The sequence below is a fragment of the Algoriphagus sp. TR-M9 genome (assembly GCF_027594545.1).
GTDB classification, from domain to species: domain Bacteria; phylum Bacteroidota; class Bacteroidia; order Cytophagales; family Cyclobacteriaceae; genus Algoriphagus; species Algoriphagus halophytocola.
Map to the genome: position 1 here is coordinate 3526622 of NZ_CP115160.1, position 17792 is coordinate 3544413.

15 protein-coding genes are annotated in these 17792 nt (G+C 44.8%); 7 read left to right on the forward strand and 8 right to left on the reverse strand.

What is annotated here, in order from left to right:
• Positions 1–45: 45 nt before the first annotated feature.
• Both PBT90_RS14735 and PBT90_RS14740 read right to left on the reverse strand, forming a co-directional pair.
• A complete protein-coding gene (locus PBT90_RS14735; RefSeq protein ID WP_264811344.1) occupies positions 46–2568 on the reverse strand; it encodes an ABC transporter permease in 2523 nt (840 codons plus the stop codon).
• Positions 2561–3238 carry an ABC transporter ATP-binding protein gene (locus PBT90_RS14740; protein WP_264811345.1) on the reverse strand — a complete coding sequence of 226 codons (678 nt, stop codon included), beginning with the start codon at positions 3236–3238 and terminating at the stop codon, positions 2561–2563. The genes PBT90_RS14735 and PBT90_RS14740 overlap by 8 nt, the downstream gene beginning before the upstream one ends.
• 205 nt (positions 3239–3443) lie before the next feature.
• Between PBT90_RS14740 and PBT90_RS14745 the strand changes: the two genes are divergently transcribed.
• The 7 genes from PBT90_RS14745 (at position 3444) to PBT90_RS14775 (ending at position 11543) form a co-directional block, all read left to right on the forward strand.
• Positions 3444–4133, forward strand: a complete 690-nt coding sequence (locus tag PBT90_RS14745) for an arylesterase (protein ID WP_270129843.1) — start codon at positions 3444–3446, stop codon at positions 4131–4133.
• Between the two features lie 127 nt (positions 4134–4260).
• On the forward strand, positions 4261–6006 hold the full coding sequence (locus PBT90_RS14750) for a GMC family oxidoreductase (RefSeq protein ID WP_264811347.1): 1746 nt from the start codon (positions 4261–4263) through the stop codon (positions 6004–6006).
• Positions 6007–6009: 3 nt separating this feature from the next.
• Positions 6010–6720 carry a gluconate 2-dehydrogenase subunit 3 family protein gene (locus tag PBT90_RS14755; protein WP_264811348.1) on the forward strand — a complete coding sequence of 237 codons (711 nt, stop codon included), beginning with the start codon at positions 6010–6012 and terminating at the stop codon, positions 6718–6720.
• A 185-nt stretch (positions 6721–6905) separates the two neighbouring features.
• Positions 6906–8099: a hypothetical protein gene (locus PBT90_RS14760; RefSeq protein ID WP_264811349.1), complete on the forward strand. Its 1194-nt coding sequence runs from the start codon at positions 6906–6908 to the stop codon at positions 8097–8099.
• Positions 8096–9232 (forward strand): hypothetical protein, encoded by a 1137-nt coding sequence (locus PBT90_RS14765; RefSeq protein ID WP_264811350.1) that lies wholly within the window; start codon positions 8096–8098, stop codon positions 9230–9232. The genes PBT90_RS14760 and PBT90_RS14765 overlap by 4 nt, the downstream gene beginning before the upstream one ends.
• The gene (locus tag PBT90_RS14770) at positions 9229–10368 is read left to right on the forward strand and encodes a hypothetical protein (RefSeq protein ID WP_264811351.1); all 1140 of its coding nucleotides are present in this window, start codon (positions 9229–9231) and stop codon (positions 10366–10368) included. The genes PBT90_RS14765 and PBT90_RS14770 overlap by 4 nt, the downstream gene beginning before the upstream one ends.
• Positions 10365–11543 carry a hypothetical protein gene (locus tag PBT90_RS14775; protein WP_264811352.1) on the forward strand — a complete coding sequence of 393 codons (1179 nt, stop codon included), beginning with the start codon at positions 10365–10367 and terminating at the stop codon, positions 11541–11543. The genes PBT90_RS14770 and PBT90_RS14775 overlap by 4 nt, the downstream gene beginning before the upstream one ends.
• Before the next feature lie 61 nt (positions 11544–11604).
• On the opposite strand, the gene PBT90_RS14780 is transcribed toward PBT90_RS14775, so the two are convergent.
• The 6 genes from PBT90_RS14780 to rimK form a co-directional block, all read right to left on the reverse strand.
• Complete coding sequence (locus PBT90_RS14780) at positions 11605–12195, reverse strand: porin family protein (RefSeq protein ID WP_264811353.1); 591 nt, start codon at positions 12193–12195, stop codon at positions 11605–11607.
• Positions 12196–12647: 452 nt separating this feature from the next.
• Complete coding sequence (locus PBT90_RS14785) at positions 12648–14033, reverse strand: sodium-dependent transporter (protein WP_264811354.1); 1386 nt, start codon at positions 14031–14033, stop codon at positions 12648–12650.
• Positions 14034–14076: 43 nt separating this feature from the next.
• Positions 14077–15012 (reverse strand): SDR family oxidoreductase, encoded by a 936-nt coding sequence (locus PBT90_RS14790; protein ID WP_264811355.1) that lies wholly within the window; start codon positions 15010–15012, stop codon positions 14077–14079.
• Complete coding sequence (locus tag PBT90_RS14795; RefSeq protein ID WP_264811356.1) at positions 14984–15826, reverse strand: peptidylprolyl isomerase; 843 nt, start codon at positions 15824–15826, stop codon at positions 14984–14986. The genes PBT90_RS14790 and PBT90_RS14795 overlap by 29 nt, the downstream gene beginning before the upstream one ends.
• Entirely contained in the window at positions 15823–16752 is a 930-nt protein-coding gene (gene hemC, locus PBT90_RS14800; RefSeq protein ID WP_264811357.1) for a hydroxymethylbilane synthase, read from the reverse strand. The genes PBT90_RS14795 and hemC overlap by 4 nt, the downstream gene beginning before the upstream one ends.
• Positions 16749–17654, reverse strand: a complete 906-nt coding sequence (rimK, locus tag PBT90_RS14805; protein WP_264811358.1) for a 30S ribosomal protein S6--L-glutamate ligase — start codon at positions 17652–17654, stop codon at positions 16749–16751. The genes hemC and rimK overlap by 4 nt, the downstream gene beginning before the upstream one ends.
• Positions 17655–17792 lie beyond the last annotated feature (138 nt).

A 17792-nucleotide genomic window follows, 5' to 3' on the forward strand; every position in this document is an offset into this window, starting at 1 on the left:
TGCTAAGCCCTATATTTTATTAATACAGATTTCTAATTTCAGCCTTTAATTCCCCCTCAAAATCTCCATCGGTACCTGATTGATGATTTTTCTCCCATTCAGCCAACCCAGTACTATGGTCAGCAAGGTAATCGCCACATAAAGCACCAGGGCCTCCAGCCAAGCTCCTCTAAATGGAATATTGAACACAAACTCACTCAGCAGCCAGGTAGCCCCAAACGAAAGCAGGATCCCGGATAAGGAAGCGAGACTCCCCAAAAAGAAATATTCCAGGGTATTGATTTTACTTACAATTGCCGAGCTAGCCCCCAAGGTCCGAAGTAGGATACTTTCACGCATGCGCTGGTATTTGGAGATAATCAACGAGCTGATCAGTACAAGCACCCCAGTAGCAATACTAAAAAACGCCATAAACTGAATCACAAAGCTGATTTTACCCAGAATCTCTTCCAAGGTCGCTACTATAGTCCCCAGGTTGATGATGGAAATATTAGGAAACTGACGTACAATCTCGGCCTGCACATCAGCAGCTTCCCGGTCATTTTTCGTTTTGGTGATCAGCACGTGAAACTTTGGAGCCTGCTCCAAAACTCCAGTAGGAAACAACACCAAGAAATTGGTAGAAACCTGATTGAATTTCACATCTCGAAAACTGCCGATATACGTTTTTATCGGCCTTCCCTGTACATTAAATTCAATTTCATCACCGATTTTCAAGCCATTGCCTTCGGCAAAACCCTTTTCGAAACTGACAAAAATACTATCACCTCTTGCCCCCACGGGGATCAATTCTCCCTCTCGCAAGGTCTCAGACGAAATCAACGTATCCCGGTAGGTCACTCTAAATTCACGATTATAGATCCACCTAGAATAATCCTCTTCATCTGGCAACTCCTCATTGGCCTGCTTATCGATTCCATTGATAGCTCCCAGATTCATAGTTACTATAGGTACTTCCTGCATGATCGGCAAGTCTCTGGACTCTATCTTTCCCTTCACCTCGGCCAGTTGGGCTGTCTGAATATCAAACATCAGCATGTTAGGCTGGTCTTCCTTATCTGCAAATCTCGCCTCTTCAAGCAATTGGTTTTGGAGGAAAAACAGAGTAGAAATCATCGCTGTACCCAATCCTATGGTCGCTATCAACGAAACAGTCTGGTTGTTTGGCCTATAAAGATTAGCCAAAGACTGACGAAGCGGATAGGAAAAAGAAATGGGAAGAAACTTACGAACTGCCCAAATTATTGCCTGCGCCACTCCCCACAAAATCCCAAATGCAAACACCACAAAAGCGGTGAAACCAAAAGCAAAATCAACCCGATCCAACAAGTAAAAACTAAATCCCCAGATGAAACCCAAAATTGCCAAAATTACCAGCCAGCGAAGCGGATCTCTGAGCAAAGTTGTATCGGCTGTCTCCGGTCTTAGTGTAGCCATTGGGGACACATTTCGAACTTTCAGCAGTGGCAAAAGCGCAAACAAAACCGACACAAAAAGCCCAGTAATCACTCCAAAACCCACCGAAAGCCAAGAAATCCCAAAACTCACCTCCACCGGCAAAAAGTCTGCAAACACTGCCGGAAGCACATATTGCAAAAGCGTCCCCAAGAACGCCCCCAATATCGCACCGACCAATCCCATGATTTTGATCTCAGCGAGATAGATAAACAACACATCTCTGGAAGAAACACCCAGACATCTTAACACTGCCACCGAAGCCAATTTTTCCTTGACAAAAACATTGACTGCACTGGCAACACCCACACAGCCCAGCAGCAGGGCAATAAACGCCACCAGGCTTAAAAAATTAGACATATTCCCGAAAGACCTACCCGTGGATCTTTTTTGATCTTCCACCGTATCAGCATCGACACGATCGATTTCCCACTGCTCTTCAAACGGTTTGATTAGCTCATCCACATTGGTCCCTGGCTCAAACTGATAGTATCGGTTATAATTTACCCGACTACCATACTGGACCAAGCCGGTTTCCTCCAGGTATTCCATAGGAATGTACACTGCCGGGGCTACTGTAGCCGTGATCCCAGTCTGTCCCGGCACTGCCTGAAGCTCTCCGCTGACCGTAAAAACCACCTTCCCCACTTTGATCTGGTCACCTACCTCTGCGCCAAACTGCGCCAAAAGCGCTTTTTCCACCAAAGCTTTTTTGCCTCCACTTCGGAAATCCGCATCACCCGAAGCTGGGATAGTTTCTAAAAATCCATAAAACGGAAAATTACCTTCCAAAGCCCTGACTTGCGTCAATCTACTCGCTCCAGTCTTAGGATAAGCCACCATAGAGGCAAAGTTCACTTCGGAAGCAGCTTGGATTGCGATAGAATCCACAGGCTGGTCACCCAAAGCCTGATTGTTTTCCAAAACCAAATCAGCCCCCAAAAGCTCTTTGGCCTGATTATCTATATCTTTGGTCAGATTTTCCCCAAAACTGCTGATCGCCACCAAAGCAGCAATCCCCACTACTATACTGCTGACAAAGAGCAAAAGCCTTGAGATGTTTTTCCGGAAATCCCGGAAAGCCATCTTCATAATCCATCCGAAATCAGGCATGTTCACCCTCCTGTATTTTACCGCCTTTGATATGAATGATGCGCTGGGTTTTGGCAGCCAATTCTAAGTCGTGGGTCACCAAAACCAAGGTAGTGCCCTGTTCCTTATTGAGGTCAAAAATCAACTTCTCAATCATCTCCCCGGTCTCCGTATCCAAATTCCCAGTTGGTTCATCTGCGAAAAGGATTTTGGGTTCGTTGGCAAAAGCCCTTGCAATGGAGACCCGCTGTTGTTCCCCACCTGAAAGCTGTGTGGGATAGTGCGTGCCACGATTGCCTAGCCCCACTTTTTCTAAAAGTTCCTGTGCTTTTGCCCGGGCATCCTTCCTTTTTTTCAATTCCAGGGGAACCATCACATTTTCCAGAGCCGTCAAAGTGGGTAACAATTGGAAATTCTGGAAAATAAACCCGACATTTTGATTTCTCACGGCCGCCCGTTCATCCTCATTCATTGTCTGGAGATTAGCGCCATTCAGGCTTACTTTTCCGGTACTGGCTGAGTCCAAGCCTGCGCAAAGTCCGAGTAAAGTCGTCTTGCCACTTCCGGAGGGGCCGACTATGGAGATGATTTCTCCGGCTTTGATATCAAAATTAACTTCGTCTAGGACAGTAAGCTTTCTACTGCCACTCTGGTAAACCTTACTCAGGTTTGAAACTGATAAAATATTCATGTGTTGTGTTGGGAGACGATAAAGGGTTTGAAAAGGCTTAACGAGAAACCCTTGCATTGGTTGATTTGAAGATAGTGATCCCCAGAGAAAGCAGCAAATTCTTTTAGAATAGCGGCAAAATACCCCAATAAGCTTAATTTCAGCGAACCTTTTGCCCGGAAATCCATTTGGGTATATAGTTTTACATCATACCTAACCAAAGAACATGAAGTTGAATTTCAAAGCTCTTTATCATTTCACTTTCCTGCTGGCACTGGTTATTTCCGCATCTTCCTGTGCCGAGAAAAAAACCGAAACTACCCAGGCTCAGGCCAGCAAAGAGGCAGAAGCTACCCCTGAAACGGACGAGAAGATCATTCTTTTCTTTGGCAATAGCCTCACCGCAGGCTACGGAATAGAGCAGGATCTGGCATTCCCAGGGCTCATTCAGGACCGTCTGGATAGTTTGGGCAAGGAATACAAGGTCATCAACGGCGGACTGAGTGGTGAAACTACTGCAGGAGGTGTCAGCAGACTTGATTGGTTTCTAGAGGACAAGCCGGATATTTTTGTATTGGAACTTGGAGGAAATGACGGTCTAAGGGGCATAGCTATCAGCGAAACCAAAAAGAATCTAGGGATAATCATAGATAAGGTGCAGGAAAAGTATCCCGACACGGAAATCATACTGGCCGGCATGCAGATACCGCCCAATATGGGCCCGGAATATTCTACGAGATTTGCGGAGATCTATCCAGAAGTAGCCCAAGAGCAAAACGTCACTCTTATACCTTTCTTACTAGAAAATGTAGGCGGGATCAAGGAACTAAATCTTCCTGACGGCATTCACCCCACTGAAGAAGGGCACAAAATTGTTTCTGAGACAGTCTGGACATACCTCAAAGAGAAGGTGTAACGCTTAGAACCATTCTGAATTTTCAAACTTTTCCACCGCTTATTGAAAATAATCCATCATTGTGGATTTGAAATTTCATTTCCGAAAAAATTGAAGTAATTTTTAAACTTCATTAAAAATTTCAAAAATGAGCTTTCAGATAAAAGAAACTCCGGATTCCTATGACGTGATCATCGTAGGTTCTGGAGCAGGAGGAGGCATGGCCTCCAAGATCCTTTCGGAAGCTGGACTATCAGTAGCCGTAGTCGAGGCAGGAGGAGATTTTGATCCAGCGAAAGAGGAAGACAGGACCCAGTTGCGGCCGCCATGGGAATCTCCACGGAGAGGAGCAGGTACGCAGGTCCGCCCTTTTGGTGATTTTGATCAAGCTATTGGTGGATGGGACATTGAGGGTGAACCTTACACTCGTAAGGACGGTACTAAGTTTGACTGGTTCCGGTCCAGAATGGTCGGCGGGAGAACCAACCACTGGGGAAGGATCTCCCTGAGATTTGGTCCCAATGATTTCAAAAGAGCGAGTATTGATGGCCTAGGAGACAACTGGCCGATAGGATATGATGACCTAAAGCCCTACTATGATAAAGTAGATAAACTGATCGGGGTTTTCGGTTCAAAAGAAGGTATTTTCAATGAACCAGACGGGTTTTTCCTACCTCCTCCCAAGCCCAGACTGCACGAGCTATTCTTAAAAAAAGGAGCGGATAAAGCCGGAATGCCCATGATCCCGGGCAGACTTTCCATGCTTACCCGTCCTATCAATAACGAGCGCGGCACCTGCTTCTTCTGTGCGCAGTGTAACCGAGCTTGCCAAGCTTATGCCGATTTCTCATCTGGCACCTGTCTATTGCATCCTGCAATGAAAAAAGGCAAAGTCGATCTTTTCACCTACTCTATGGTAAGAAAAGTCACTACAGACGAGACTGGAAAAGCAACTGGTGTTTCTTTCGTTTCCAAAATGGATATGAAAGAATACAAGCTGAAATCAAGAGTGGTAGTGCTAGGTGCCTCTGCCTGTGAATCTGCACGTATCATGATGAACTCCAAGTCTAACACCCATCCGAATGGAATCGGCGGGGACTCCGGAGCACTAGGCAGATACCTTCACGACTCTACAGGAGCGGACAGAATGGGGATTCTTCCAGAGTTATTCGATCGAGAGCGGTACAATGAAGACGGTGTGGGCGGAATGCACATGTACACCCCTTGGTGGCTGGACAATAAGAAACTGGACTTTGCCAGAGGGTACCATATCGAGTACTGGGGCGGAATGGGACAGCCATCCTATGGTGCCGGCGGAGGTATGGATACGATGAGAAAATACCTGAAAGATGAATTTGGCAACCCTAGTCCTAATGGAGGCTATGGTGTAGGTTTGAAAAAAGACATTCGTAGAATCTATGGATCTACGCTCGGTATGTCCGGTAGAGGCGAGAGTGTACCTAGATATGAAAATTACTGCGAGATCGATCCAAATGGCACCGTGGACAAATACGGTATCCCGGTTTTGAGATTTAACTACAACTGGACAGATCAGGAACTGAAGCAAGCCAAGCACATGCACGATACTTTCGAAGAAATCCTGACCAATGCCGGGGCAATACTGCTCGGTTCTAAACCTGGACCTGAGTCCAATTACGGACTTCACGCTCCTGGAAGGATCATTCACGAAGTGGGAACCACTCGAATGGGCACTAGTCCTGATGGCTCTGTATTGAACTCGAACTGTCAGGCTCACGACTGCAAAAACCTCTTCGTAGTGGATGCCGGTTCATTTGTATCTCAGGCAGACAAGAACCCGACCTGGACTATCCTGGCACTTTCCTGGAGAACCTCAGAGTACATTGTGGATCAATTGAAACAAAAAAACATCTAAGCCATGAACAGAAGAGAAAACCTAAAACTACTCTTTACTGGCTCCTTGGGAGCGGGTATGTTAATGACCGGATGCGAACCTGAGCAGACCAGCCTCGCTCACGAGCCCATCATAGGCGGAGGAGGAACTCCAGGTAACAGAACTGAAGCTGAAAAAATCCGTGATGCAGAACTGCTGGCAGAAAACTTCTTCACAGATGAAGAAAGAAAAAAGGTAGACACCTTAGCGGATATCATCTGCCCGGCAGACGAGGAATCTCCGGCTGCCACAGCACTGAAGGTGACGGACTTCATAGACTTTATGATGAACGACCAGCCGGGAAATCAAACCCGGATGAGAGGCGGGCTGATGTGGCTGGACTTTGAAGCCAATGAGAAATTCGGGAAACCTTTCAATGAACTGTCACAGGATCAGGTCATAGCGATCGTAGACCTAGTGGCCTGGCCGGACAAAGCCACACCTGAGTATGAGGGAGCCGTACGCTGGTTCAATATGTTACGAAACCTGGTTTGCTCCGGATACTTTTCTACGCAGGCAGGCTGGGACTACATCGGGTACCTAGGGAATAGACCTAATGCATGGGATGGAGTACCTCAAAATGTAATGGACAAGCATGGTTTCAAGCTGGAAGAAAAATATATCCCAATTTATCTCAAACCAGAAGATAGGGGCACCATAGCCCAGTGGGATGATGAAGGAAACCTCATCGGTTAAATAAATTAAAAACCCGGTCAATCTGTCCGGGTTTTTTTGTGCCTGTTTTTATATTCCACTATCTTATTAAGCTTTAGCTCCTAGCCTACTCTTATGAAATCAAGCATGACCCGAAGCGACACACAGAGAGATGATTATAATTCATGCGAAGATTCCATGTGACCTTAAAAAAAAATTATAAACACATGAAAGAACACTTCTCTAAACTACTCACCATAGCTTTACTTCTAGTTAGCTGGGCTTGTTCAGAAAACAAGGAACAAGTCTCTGAAGCTGCCAAAACTTACGAATGGGTAATTGCTGATTCCCTGGATTTGGACTTTCTGGGCAATCCCATGCTAACCGATGTCAGCCCAGATGGCAGCAAACTGGTGTTTTTTGACCAGCCGAGTTCCAAAATTCTGATCACAGATTCAGAAGGAAATCTAAACCATAGCTTTTCTAAGGTAGAAGACACACCGGATGCTTATGGATTTATGTTAGAAAGACCTGGTTTTTTCAGAGGTGAGCAAGTTGCCGTTTTCGGCATGAACGGCCTGTTTATTTACGATTTAGAGGGAGAGATGCAACAGAAAATCCCTCACCCGGAATCATTGGGAGGTGCAGGATCCATGACTTTCATTGGCAAATCCGTAGAAACTGCCACCCTTGATGGCAAAGAATACCTCATCCCTATCTCTGTGCGCCCACGCAATTCATTTCCAGGGGAGCAGGAGTTCTATGATACCTACAGGGCCATAGAACTGGTAGATCCGGATGCAGAAACCATGACTGAGCTGATCCCTTTTGAGGAAGGGAGTCACTTCCTAAATGGCAAAGGTTACATACAAAGTGACTACGCTCCCGCATATGAGGCAAAGGATGGCAAACTTTACATTGTGCATGGTGGAGACCCAAAACTTTACGTTTATCAACTCCGCCCTGAACTAGCAGCGCTAGACACGGTGATCCAGCTGGATATTCCGGGGTTTATTCTTCCGGAAGGAAAAGACAGAGCGGAATTTCAGGAAGGTCATATAGAAATCCGGGGTGGTACTGCTGCCTTCAGGAACATCCATATTTTAGATGATCTGATTCTTCTGAATTATTATGCGGGTATAGAGCCGGCAAAGTCCCAGGAAGCAGAAGCACTATGGACCAGTGGAAATGAGGAAGAAGCCCGCGCCATGTACCAAAAAATAGAGTCTGAGGTCCCTAAGGGCACCTTGATTTATCAATTATCCGATCTAAGCTACTTAGGTCATGTCACTCAGCCTGACCTAACCGGTGGCAGGACCTATGCCAGCGGTGGAGGTTTTGCATGGTTTCAAAAAACCCCCGATCCAGATGTAGAAGAGGATTTTTTGAGAGTATATAAAATGAAACTGGTGGAGAGATGAGATATGGATTCATAGCAATTGTAATTCTTTCCACCCTAGGATCCTGTACTTCCTCAGACAATTCTGAAACTTCCGCAGCAAGGAATTCCAACGAATGGGAATTGCAGATTATGGACTCCATACGGGTGGATTATTTGGGAAGTGTAGATGGAGGCGAATTTAGAAATGGGAAAGGAGTGATTTTTGATTTTAAAAAAAATAGCCTGGTAGAATTTAGTGAAAACGGAAAAATTCTACATCAGCAATCCTACCCCAGTGAAGGTCCCGGAGCAGTAATTTATCCCACCACCCTGCGCTATGACGAATTTGGAAAACTATATGGGATGAGTTTCTTAAGCTGGCTTTATGAATTCAATCCTGATTTAACACTTAAAAGACAAGTCGATATGCCTTTCTTGTCTATTTCGAATGATGGAATGTCTTTCGGTAGAAACTTTGAACCCTGGAATGACCACCTCATCGCATGGTATCCGGGAAGGGACGGAGCAGATCAATATGACCCATTTTTTTTCAGAGATCATTTTCTATTAGAAAAACTAAACCTCACAACAGGTGTCGCAGAGCCGATTATAAAACTACCTACCACTTCCCGATATACCACTGATAAATATTATGAAAGAGCACATTTACGGTTCGGTATAGTGGGCGACCATCTATATCTAGTATTAAACAATGAACCATTAATACATAGCTATGATATGGCAGATGGTTTCAGATACGTGAGAACTTTTACTTTTTCTCCATCAGTATTCCTCGATAATGGAGAACATACCAAGGCTTACGAGTACATTTCTGGAAGTCGAATGTTAGATGGACGAATTTCAGGATTTTATCCTCGCCACGATGCCATTTTTGTTACTTACACAGAAGGGATAAGTGAAGATATTTTTACTCAGAATGAATTAAAACTCCCTAAAAACTTTCCCAAATATGGTGAATTCCAAAGGCATATTTTGAAGTTCATGAATACTGATTCCGTCTGGTCCAATGAAATAACCATACCGAATAAAATTGACCAAATCCTCAATATTGAATCTCTCGCCCAGCCTTTCTACGCCCTGCGTAATGACGAATGGCTAGGCGAAGAACAAGATTATCTCACTTTTTACAAACTTAAACTGGTACAGAAATGAAAAAACAATGCTTCATATTTTCCTTACTCATTTTGGGAATTATTGCCTGCTCCGCCCCACAAAACAAATCGGAAATACAATCGGAAAGCTCCCATGAATGGGAATTGCAGATTCTGGATTCTATCCAAGTGGATTATTTAGGAGATATATCCACCGGGGATTTCAGAGGGGGGATAGGTTTGCTCTATGACTACACGGCCAATACTCTGGTCAAAATTGATTACGAAGGACAAGTGCTGGCCACCCACACCTATCCTAAAGACGGCCCTAATTCAATCTCCTATGTTTCCACTGTCAAATTGCACCCAGGTGGGAACCCCTACATCGGCCACTATAGAGGCCCATATTTAGAATTAAATGAAGACCTTTCTGTCAAAAGAAACATAGAACTACCCTTTCCTTCCCAATCATTTGGAGGTTTGATGGATGAGAAATCATTTGAGTTTTGGCAGGAAAACATCATCTTTCACTTTCCAGGTAGAGATGAGGTCAGTCCCTACACAGAAACTTATCTAAGTGAGAATTTTTTGCTCGAAAAGTTAAATCCAACGACTGGTGAAAGCAGCCCGTTAATCCGTACCCCAAGCACTTCAAAATTCAGTTCAGGACTGCTTTACGAAAGACCAGCAATCTCATTTACACTGTCTGGTGATGACCTACTGCTGTATTTCAACAATGAGCCCAAAATCCACAGATTCAACCTACTAGATTCTGGGAAGCACACGGAGACTTTAGATATTAACCCGACTAAATTTATCGAAGCACCAGAACTTAAAGATAAAACAGAAAACTATGGCTATGAAAAATTGGTCGAGGGCAATATTTTCGGGGTATTTGCAGATCAAAAATATGTGGTAGTGCATTATTCGGAAGGAATATCGGAAGAAGTCTTCACCGCAAACCAATTCAATTTCCCCGAGGATTTCCCAAAACTGATAGCGCTGAACCAATCTAATTTCAAGGTTTATGACGAAGAAAAAGGCTGGTCAAACGAAATCCTGATTCCTAAAAAAGTTGATAAAATCTTTGCCATGGAAGATCCTACCCAAGCGTTTTTTGCCCTGCGAAATGACGAATATCTTGGTGAAGAACAGGATTACTTGACTTTTTATAAACTGAAACTCGTACAGAAATGAAAACACAAACCAAGCTTTTTCTCATACCTACACTAGCACTAAGCATAGCCGCCTGCTCCGGAGAAAAAGAGGAAACAAGCCCCTCTACACCGCTCGCAGAGCAATCCCTAGAATTTGAGATTTATGATTCCCTAGTGGTGGATCACCTAGGCAATCTGGCATTAATGGACATCAGCCCAGATGGACAATCTTATCTACTCAGAGATCAAAATACCGATACCTTACTTCTGGCAAATGCCGCAGGTGAGATACTTCATCAATACAAACTAAGCGGCGAAGGCCCTAACCAGTATAAAGAAAATCTATATGGAAAAAGTAAGTTTTTGAATAACGAGGAGTTCCTGACTCCTACTACAGGCGGAGTTTATAGATACAATAGTCAAGGCATTTTACAAAAAAAATATGAACCCGGGTTTTCTCCTAGAGCTCAAATTATCATCACTGGAGCAGACAATTTAATAATCCATGACGATGAAATATACCTCAACCTTCCCGGAAGAGGTTCAGACGAGTTCGGACCTCATGGCATAGCCTATCAAGAAAAATCAAACCACATAGAAGTACTCAATCTGGAGTCAGAGGAATTTAGCCCAGAGATTAAATTCCCTTCCACATCCAAATTCAGTAGTACAGAGAAAGCTTACAAATTCTACTCAACCTATCCTACTTTCTCCATTGCAGATGACAGTTTGTACATCACTTACAGACATGAACCGAAAATTTTCGCCTATCCACTTGCCGATTTATCCACTTTGGGCTCCACTAAATTCATACCCATAAAAAACTTCGTAGAAAATGAACCGAAAAGTGACCAGGTAGACGACAACATCAATATCAGCGAACTTTATGCTGGAACTATCAACAAGATAATTGCCATGGAAAATCAGCATTTTATAATAGACTATCTCTCAGGATTGACAGGGGCAGAATATGATGAAGCCGTGGACAAAGCCGGTGGAGACATGGACAAACAATGGGATGAACTGGGTAAAGTAAACCAAGGAGGCCTGGTGATTTTTGATGGTACTGCGCTGAGTAACCCCATCACTAAACCTGCACTTCTAGGACAACTGGATAAATATGTCTCCAAGGAGGAAATCTGGTTTTCACTGAACTTCTCCGCAGCAGAAAACGACTATTCGGTCATTTATAAAACCCGACTCGTTCAGAAATGATTAGGCAAAACAAAGCCCGATTGAAATAACTCAATCGGGCTTTATTTGGACAGCATGGGCTTTAGAATAGTTTAAATCCTACCGATAAAATCCACTGGTTGATCCGCTGGTCCGTGCTGAAATTACCTACACTACTACTGATCTTGTTGAGTGAGCTTTCGTACTTGGCATCGATGATCAGATTGCCTATATCCAATCCCAGCCCAGCCTGATAACCAATAGTAGCATCTTCAAAATCCACATTCTGAACGGTCTGTCCTGCATCCTTCAGTTCTGAGTTGACATTAATGCTAGCTATGGGTCCAGCCTGTATCCTCAGCAGTTTGAACATTTTCAAACCCACCATTACCGGAATATCCACCCTATTGAAATCCGCTTCATAATCCCGGATCGGCTGATCCTCCGGGTCAAAACTAAACTGACCTTGTGTCTGGGTGTACAATACCTCTGGCTGCAGGTAAAGCGGCCCTAGTCCTACCCGGGCAAACAAGCCCACATGGTACCCAAATTTGGAATCTCCGTTTTTAAAATCATCGCTTTTCAGATCCAACTTGGTCTGGCTGAGTCCTACTTTTGGCCCGATAGAAAATCCCTGAGAATAGGCCGACAGGGTCATACTGAGGAGGAAAACTGAGAGAAGTAGCTTTTTCATGGCATCTAGTTATTGGTTTAGTATAAAGTGTAACGCTAGCAATTAAGAAAAATTAGCAATTCCCTTGCCAACTGAAGAAATTTAAAAATAGGCTAGGGTTTGATGTTAAAAGTTATCAGCGTGTAGTCGCAGAAATTCAGTTGCAGTGATCAGTGGGAAACTGTCGGCTTACGCTGCGTAGGGCAGAGGGAAATACGCATAGAAAATCAGCTTGGACTATGGCTCCGCTCAGTGAGACAAGTCTCCTCAGCACCCAAGCCAAATGCCTATACCTTTCAATCCACTTTCCGGACAAAAAAGGAAAACAAAGTACACTAATTCAAAACGTGAAACCCGCGTGAAACTGCCGCCTTTTCTGGGCACGTAAGCGGGAAATACTAAAGCACTAAACAAAAAAAGGAAGCCCGAAGACTTCCTTTAGTATAACTATTATGTTTTTAATGAGGCTTTATTTATGCCGCTTGCTCAAAGCCCATTACACCAAGCATATTCAGGATCAAAAGTATGATCACAATCGGGCAAACATATTTGATAAAGAACATCCAACCCGCACGGAAAGGGCCTTTGAATGCCGGTGCACCCGAGGCTAGTTCGTCTGCATAATCCGAAAGCTTAGAAGCCCATCCAGTGTACAAAGCCAGCATCAAACAGATCACGATCACCGCAAAAGTACCGAATATGAAGTCCATGATTCCAAAGAACCCTTCTAGTCTATTGCCAAAGAAATTGATATGGAGATTAGCAAAGAAAGTACCTGGGATCTGCGAAAGAGCAGAAGGCACTGACAGCGCCATAGCAGCTAGACCTACTGTCCAAGTTGCACGCTTTCTGCCCCACTTTTTATCATCTATCAGATAGGAAACCGGAACTTCAAGCATAGAAATAGTGGAAGTAAGTGCGGCCACCATCAAGAGAATGAAAAACAATCCACCGATGATATTTCCACCTGGCATGGCATCAAAAACTTTTGGCAATACATCAAACACCAAAGCTGGACCGGCAGCCGGATCTTTGCCCGGAAGCAAAGCAAACAAGGCCGGGAAAATCATCAATCCACCTAAAAGTGCTACTGAGGTATCCATTCCAGCTATCCACCCACCAGACTGGATAATGTTGGACTTCTTAGGCAAATAAGATCCGAATGTAATCATCAAACCCCAACCTACAGACATGGAAAAGAACGCTTGACCTAAGGCCTGAAGCATTACTGCTCCATTGATTTTAGCAAAATCAGGCTTGAGGTAATACTCAATACCTGCGGAAGCTCCTTCCAAAGTCACCGATCTACCTGCGATAAATATAATAATGATAAAGAGCACCGGCATCAAAAACTTAGATGCCTTCTCAATACCACCTGAAACCCCACCCAATACAATGAGAATGGTCATTAAGATAAACACAAAAGTCAATGGAATGACATACATAGGAGTCTTGACAAACTCCACAAAATCAATAGGAATATTAATGATTTCAGTAAAAATATAACCTACAGTCCATCCTGCAATCACCGAGTAGTAACTAAATACAAAGAAACAAACCACCACACAAAGCACGCCTGCGGACTGCCAGAAGCCATTTCCTCCAGTTTCACGCACTGCCCCAATTGGGTTTTTACCGGACTTTCTACCGAGTGCTATTTCATTAAACAGCAATGGCAAAGCAATCAAAAGGACACAACATATATATACAAATACAAATGCTCCTCCACCATACTCACCGACCAAATAAGGGAATCTCCAGATGTTTCCCAAGCCTACTGCGGATCCTGCTGCGGCCATGATAAAACCCAGACTAGAGCCCCATTGTCCTCTTTCCTCGGTATCGTTGCTAACTGCCATAAATTATTTTAATGTTAAATTATAAGGGTGTATAAACTGCTTTTTAAGACCGGGCTAAGATAATTTGTTTTGCTAAAATACCAATTGCCGTTCGGAAAGTTTTCGGCTCAAAACCAAGCTGTTCCTGCGCTTTCTTGATAATAAAGCCCGTTTTCAGCGGGCGTTTTGCCGGCTGGGTAAAGGTAGTGGAATCTGCTCTTTTGATTAAATCCTTGTTAAGCCCAAAAAAGTCCGCCACTGTATTGGCCATCTCATAGGGTGTCAGAAAATCAGGCCCGGAGATATTGAAAACCCCTTCTGCCCCTTGCTCGGCTATTAGAATACAACCTGCCGCCAAATCCTCTGCCAGAGTGGGCGTTCTGTACTGATCATCCACCACCTGAATGGTTTTGCCAGCTTCCAAGGATGATTTAACCCATAGCACAATATTGCTCCTGCTTAAATCATGCGCAATCCCAAATACCAATACAGTCCTGGCTATTGCCCATTTTGTTTTGGATCTCATCACCATTTTCTCACCCAGGAGTTTGCTCTCACCATAGTAATTGACTGGGGCGGGAATACCGCTTTCGTCCAGAGGACCTTCTTCTCCCGAGAAAATAAAATCGGTGGAAACAAAGATAAAATGCGCTTGGCAAGCTTCTGCAGCCTTGACCAAGTATGCGGTAGCATTCACGTTGGCATCGTAGCAGGCTTCCTGGTTCAGCTCACACTCATCCACATGAGTCATCGCAGCCCCATGAATAATGATATCAGGAGCAGCATGAGCTATCACCTTTTGGACCTCAGCTTCATCCGAGATATCCAACGAGATGTATTCGAAGCCTTCACCGGGTAGGCGACAGGCTCCTCTCCCACTGGCCACAATATAAAATTGATCATTTCCCAGCAGTTGATTTACCAGTTTCTGACCGAGCAAACCATTTGCCCCAGTGATAAAAACGGTCTTTTTACTGTCCCTCTGGATAGCTGTAGCCATAGTCTTTTTCGATTTTATTTCTGGACATTTTCTCTACGGTCACATTCATGTAAACCGGTTGCACCGGCTTTTCACGCTGAGTTGGCAATTCGGAAATTTCTTCCGCCACTTCTAATCCCTGGATCACCTCGCCAAACACAGTGTATTCCTTATCCAAATGCGGTGTACCCCCCACTGTGGTATAGACTTCTATTTGCTCTGGGGTGAATTTCTTGGTCAAATTGACGTTAAGTGACTGCTCCAGTTCGTCTCGCTTAGACAGCAACAAGGTGGTGAGGCTGTCATATTTTTGCTCGTTGTAAAGCCGGACGTATTCACTTTTCAGGTCATCCTGGCTTCCAAGCTCCATGTATTTCATAAAAGCCTTTTGCAAGGCCTCCATGTCCGTTGTCAGCTCCAGTTCATTGTAAACTTTGCCCAGCACAATATAAAATTGTGAACCATTCGACCTTCGCTCGGGATTGATCCCATTTCCTTGACGGGCAGCGGCAATCATCCCTCTTTTATGGTAGTGATTTGGCAGAATCTCAGCGGGCAAAGTAGGCCAGTCCTGCGGGGGAAGGTTCTCCTTAGAAAAAACATCGCCACCCTGCACCATGAAATCTTTGATTACCCGGTGAAACTCCGTAGAGTCAAATCTCCCAGCCTCCGCTAGCGCTATGAAATTGGACTTGTGAGCCGGAGTATCATCAAATAGCACGGCCACTATGTCCCCATGACTGGTCTCTATGGTCACCAAATAGTCTTTGCCACCGGCACAGCCTAGCATCACGGCAGCGAGTAAAACAACTGTGAATATCTTTACAAACCTCATTTATTCAGGGTGCTTTTAATTTGATCTAAAATCTCTTTTCCGCCTGCGGCAAAAACCTCTTGTGCCAACTGCTTGCCTAGCTGTTCGGCTTGTTCCTTTGGCCCAGATACGGTGATGGATATGCGCTCTTTCCCATCCAAGCTCACTATCCCTCCTTTTAGCGTCAGCTCATCATCTGCTAGCGTGGCCAAAGCAAATACAGGAATGCTGCAACCACCTTCCAATATCCGCAAGTAGGCTCGCTCTGCCCGAAGGCGATAGGAAGTCTCTTCATGGTCGCATGCGGCAATAATTTTTTGCTTTAAGGATTCATCTATGTTTAGAGAAACTTCTATAGCTACAGATCCCTGGCCCACGGCAGGTGTGAATTCATCGAGGTCAAGCTCCTGCACAATCATAGAGTCATAGTTCATCCTATGGGCACCGGCAAAGGCAAGAACAAGTGCATCGCAAAGCCCCTCTTCCATTTTTCGGATTCTGGTCTGTAAATTACCGCGCACCTCCACAGTCTTCACCTGAGGATAAAAATGCTTCAGGGTCGCCACTCGGCGCGTAGAAGAGGTCCCCAGCACCACAGGCCCATCCAGAGACACAGAACCTTTGTGAGACACCAGTACATCGTTTACTTTTTCCCGTTCCGTGAAGGCGATAATTTCAAATCCTTCAGGGAGGTTAGATTGCATATCCTTTGCGCTGTGCACAGCGATGTCTATTCTTCCGTCAGAGAGCTGATCTTCCAGTTCCTGGGTAAAGACCCCTTTACTCCCGATTTTAGCTATGGAGACATCCAGTACCTGATCACCTTTGGTATCGATCAGGACAATCTCCGTCTGAAGACCAGCCTGCCTCAACAACTCCTCCACATGGTAAGCCTGCCAAAGCGCAAGCTTACTTCCGCGGGTTCCTATTCTCACTAATTCACTCATTGATTTGAAATCTTTACTGGGCGTTTATTCACCCCTTCTTCGATAAATTTCACTATTGCTCCCGCGATATCCACGCCGGTAGCCTTCTCTATTCCTTCCAGCCCAGGAGAGCTGTTCACTTCCAGTATGAGAGGACCTCGCGCAGACTGCAGCATATCCACGCCGGCTACATCCAGTCCGAGTGCTTTGGCGGCACCAAGTGCTGCTTGCTTCTCCGCCCGGCTCAATTTGATAATCGTGGCTTTTCCTCCACGGTGGAGATTGGACCGAAACTCTCCCTCGGCTCCCTGCCTTTTCATGGCGCCCACTACTTTCCCATTCACTATAAATGCCCGAATATCTGCCCCTTTGGCTTCTTTGATAAATTCCTGCACGATGATCCTTGCTTTCAACCCATGAAAAGCTTCAATCACCGATTGACTCGCTTTTCTGGTTTCTGCCAAAACCACCCCCAGACCTTGAGTTCCTTCCAGCAACTTAATAATCAAAGGTGCTCCGCCCACATGCTCGATGATTTGCTTTTCTCCACCTTTTGAAAAATTAGTGAAAGCAGTCTTTGGCATGCCCAGCCCCGCGCTTGAAAGGATCTGTAGACTTCTCAGTTTATCTCTACTTCGCACTATAGCCTGGGAATTCACTGCGGAAAATGCGCCCATCAGCTCAAATTGACGGACTACAGCCGTGCCATAAAACGTCACCGAAGCGCCTATTCTCGGGATGATTGCATCTACATCAGTCAGTTTTTCCCCTTTATAGATAATGGAAGGGCCATCCTGCTCAATGATCAGATCGCAAATACTGTGATTAACTATAAGTGCCTCATGTCCGGCTTTCTGGATAGCTTCTAGCAGACGCTTGGTAGAATAGAGGTTTGGATTCCGGGAAAGTATGGCGATTTTCATGTGTCTGGAGTTGAATGAAGGGCTTACCCGGTTTAGTCGGGGCGAGCTGATGTATCTTTAACGAGTAAAACAATCATGGTCTGTCAAGGATTATGGAAGCTTTGAGGCGAGTTGATTTCATGCTAAACCGTCGGTCTT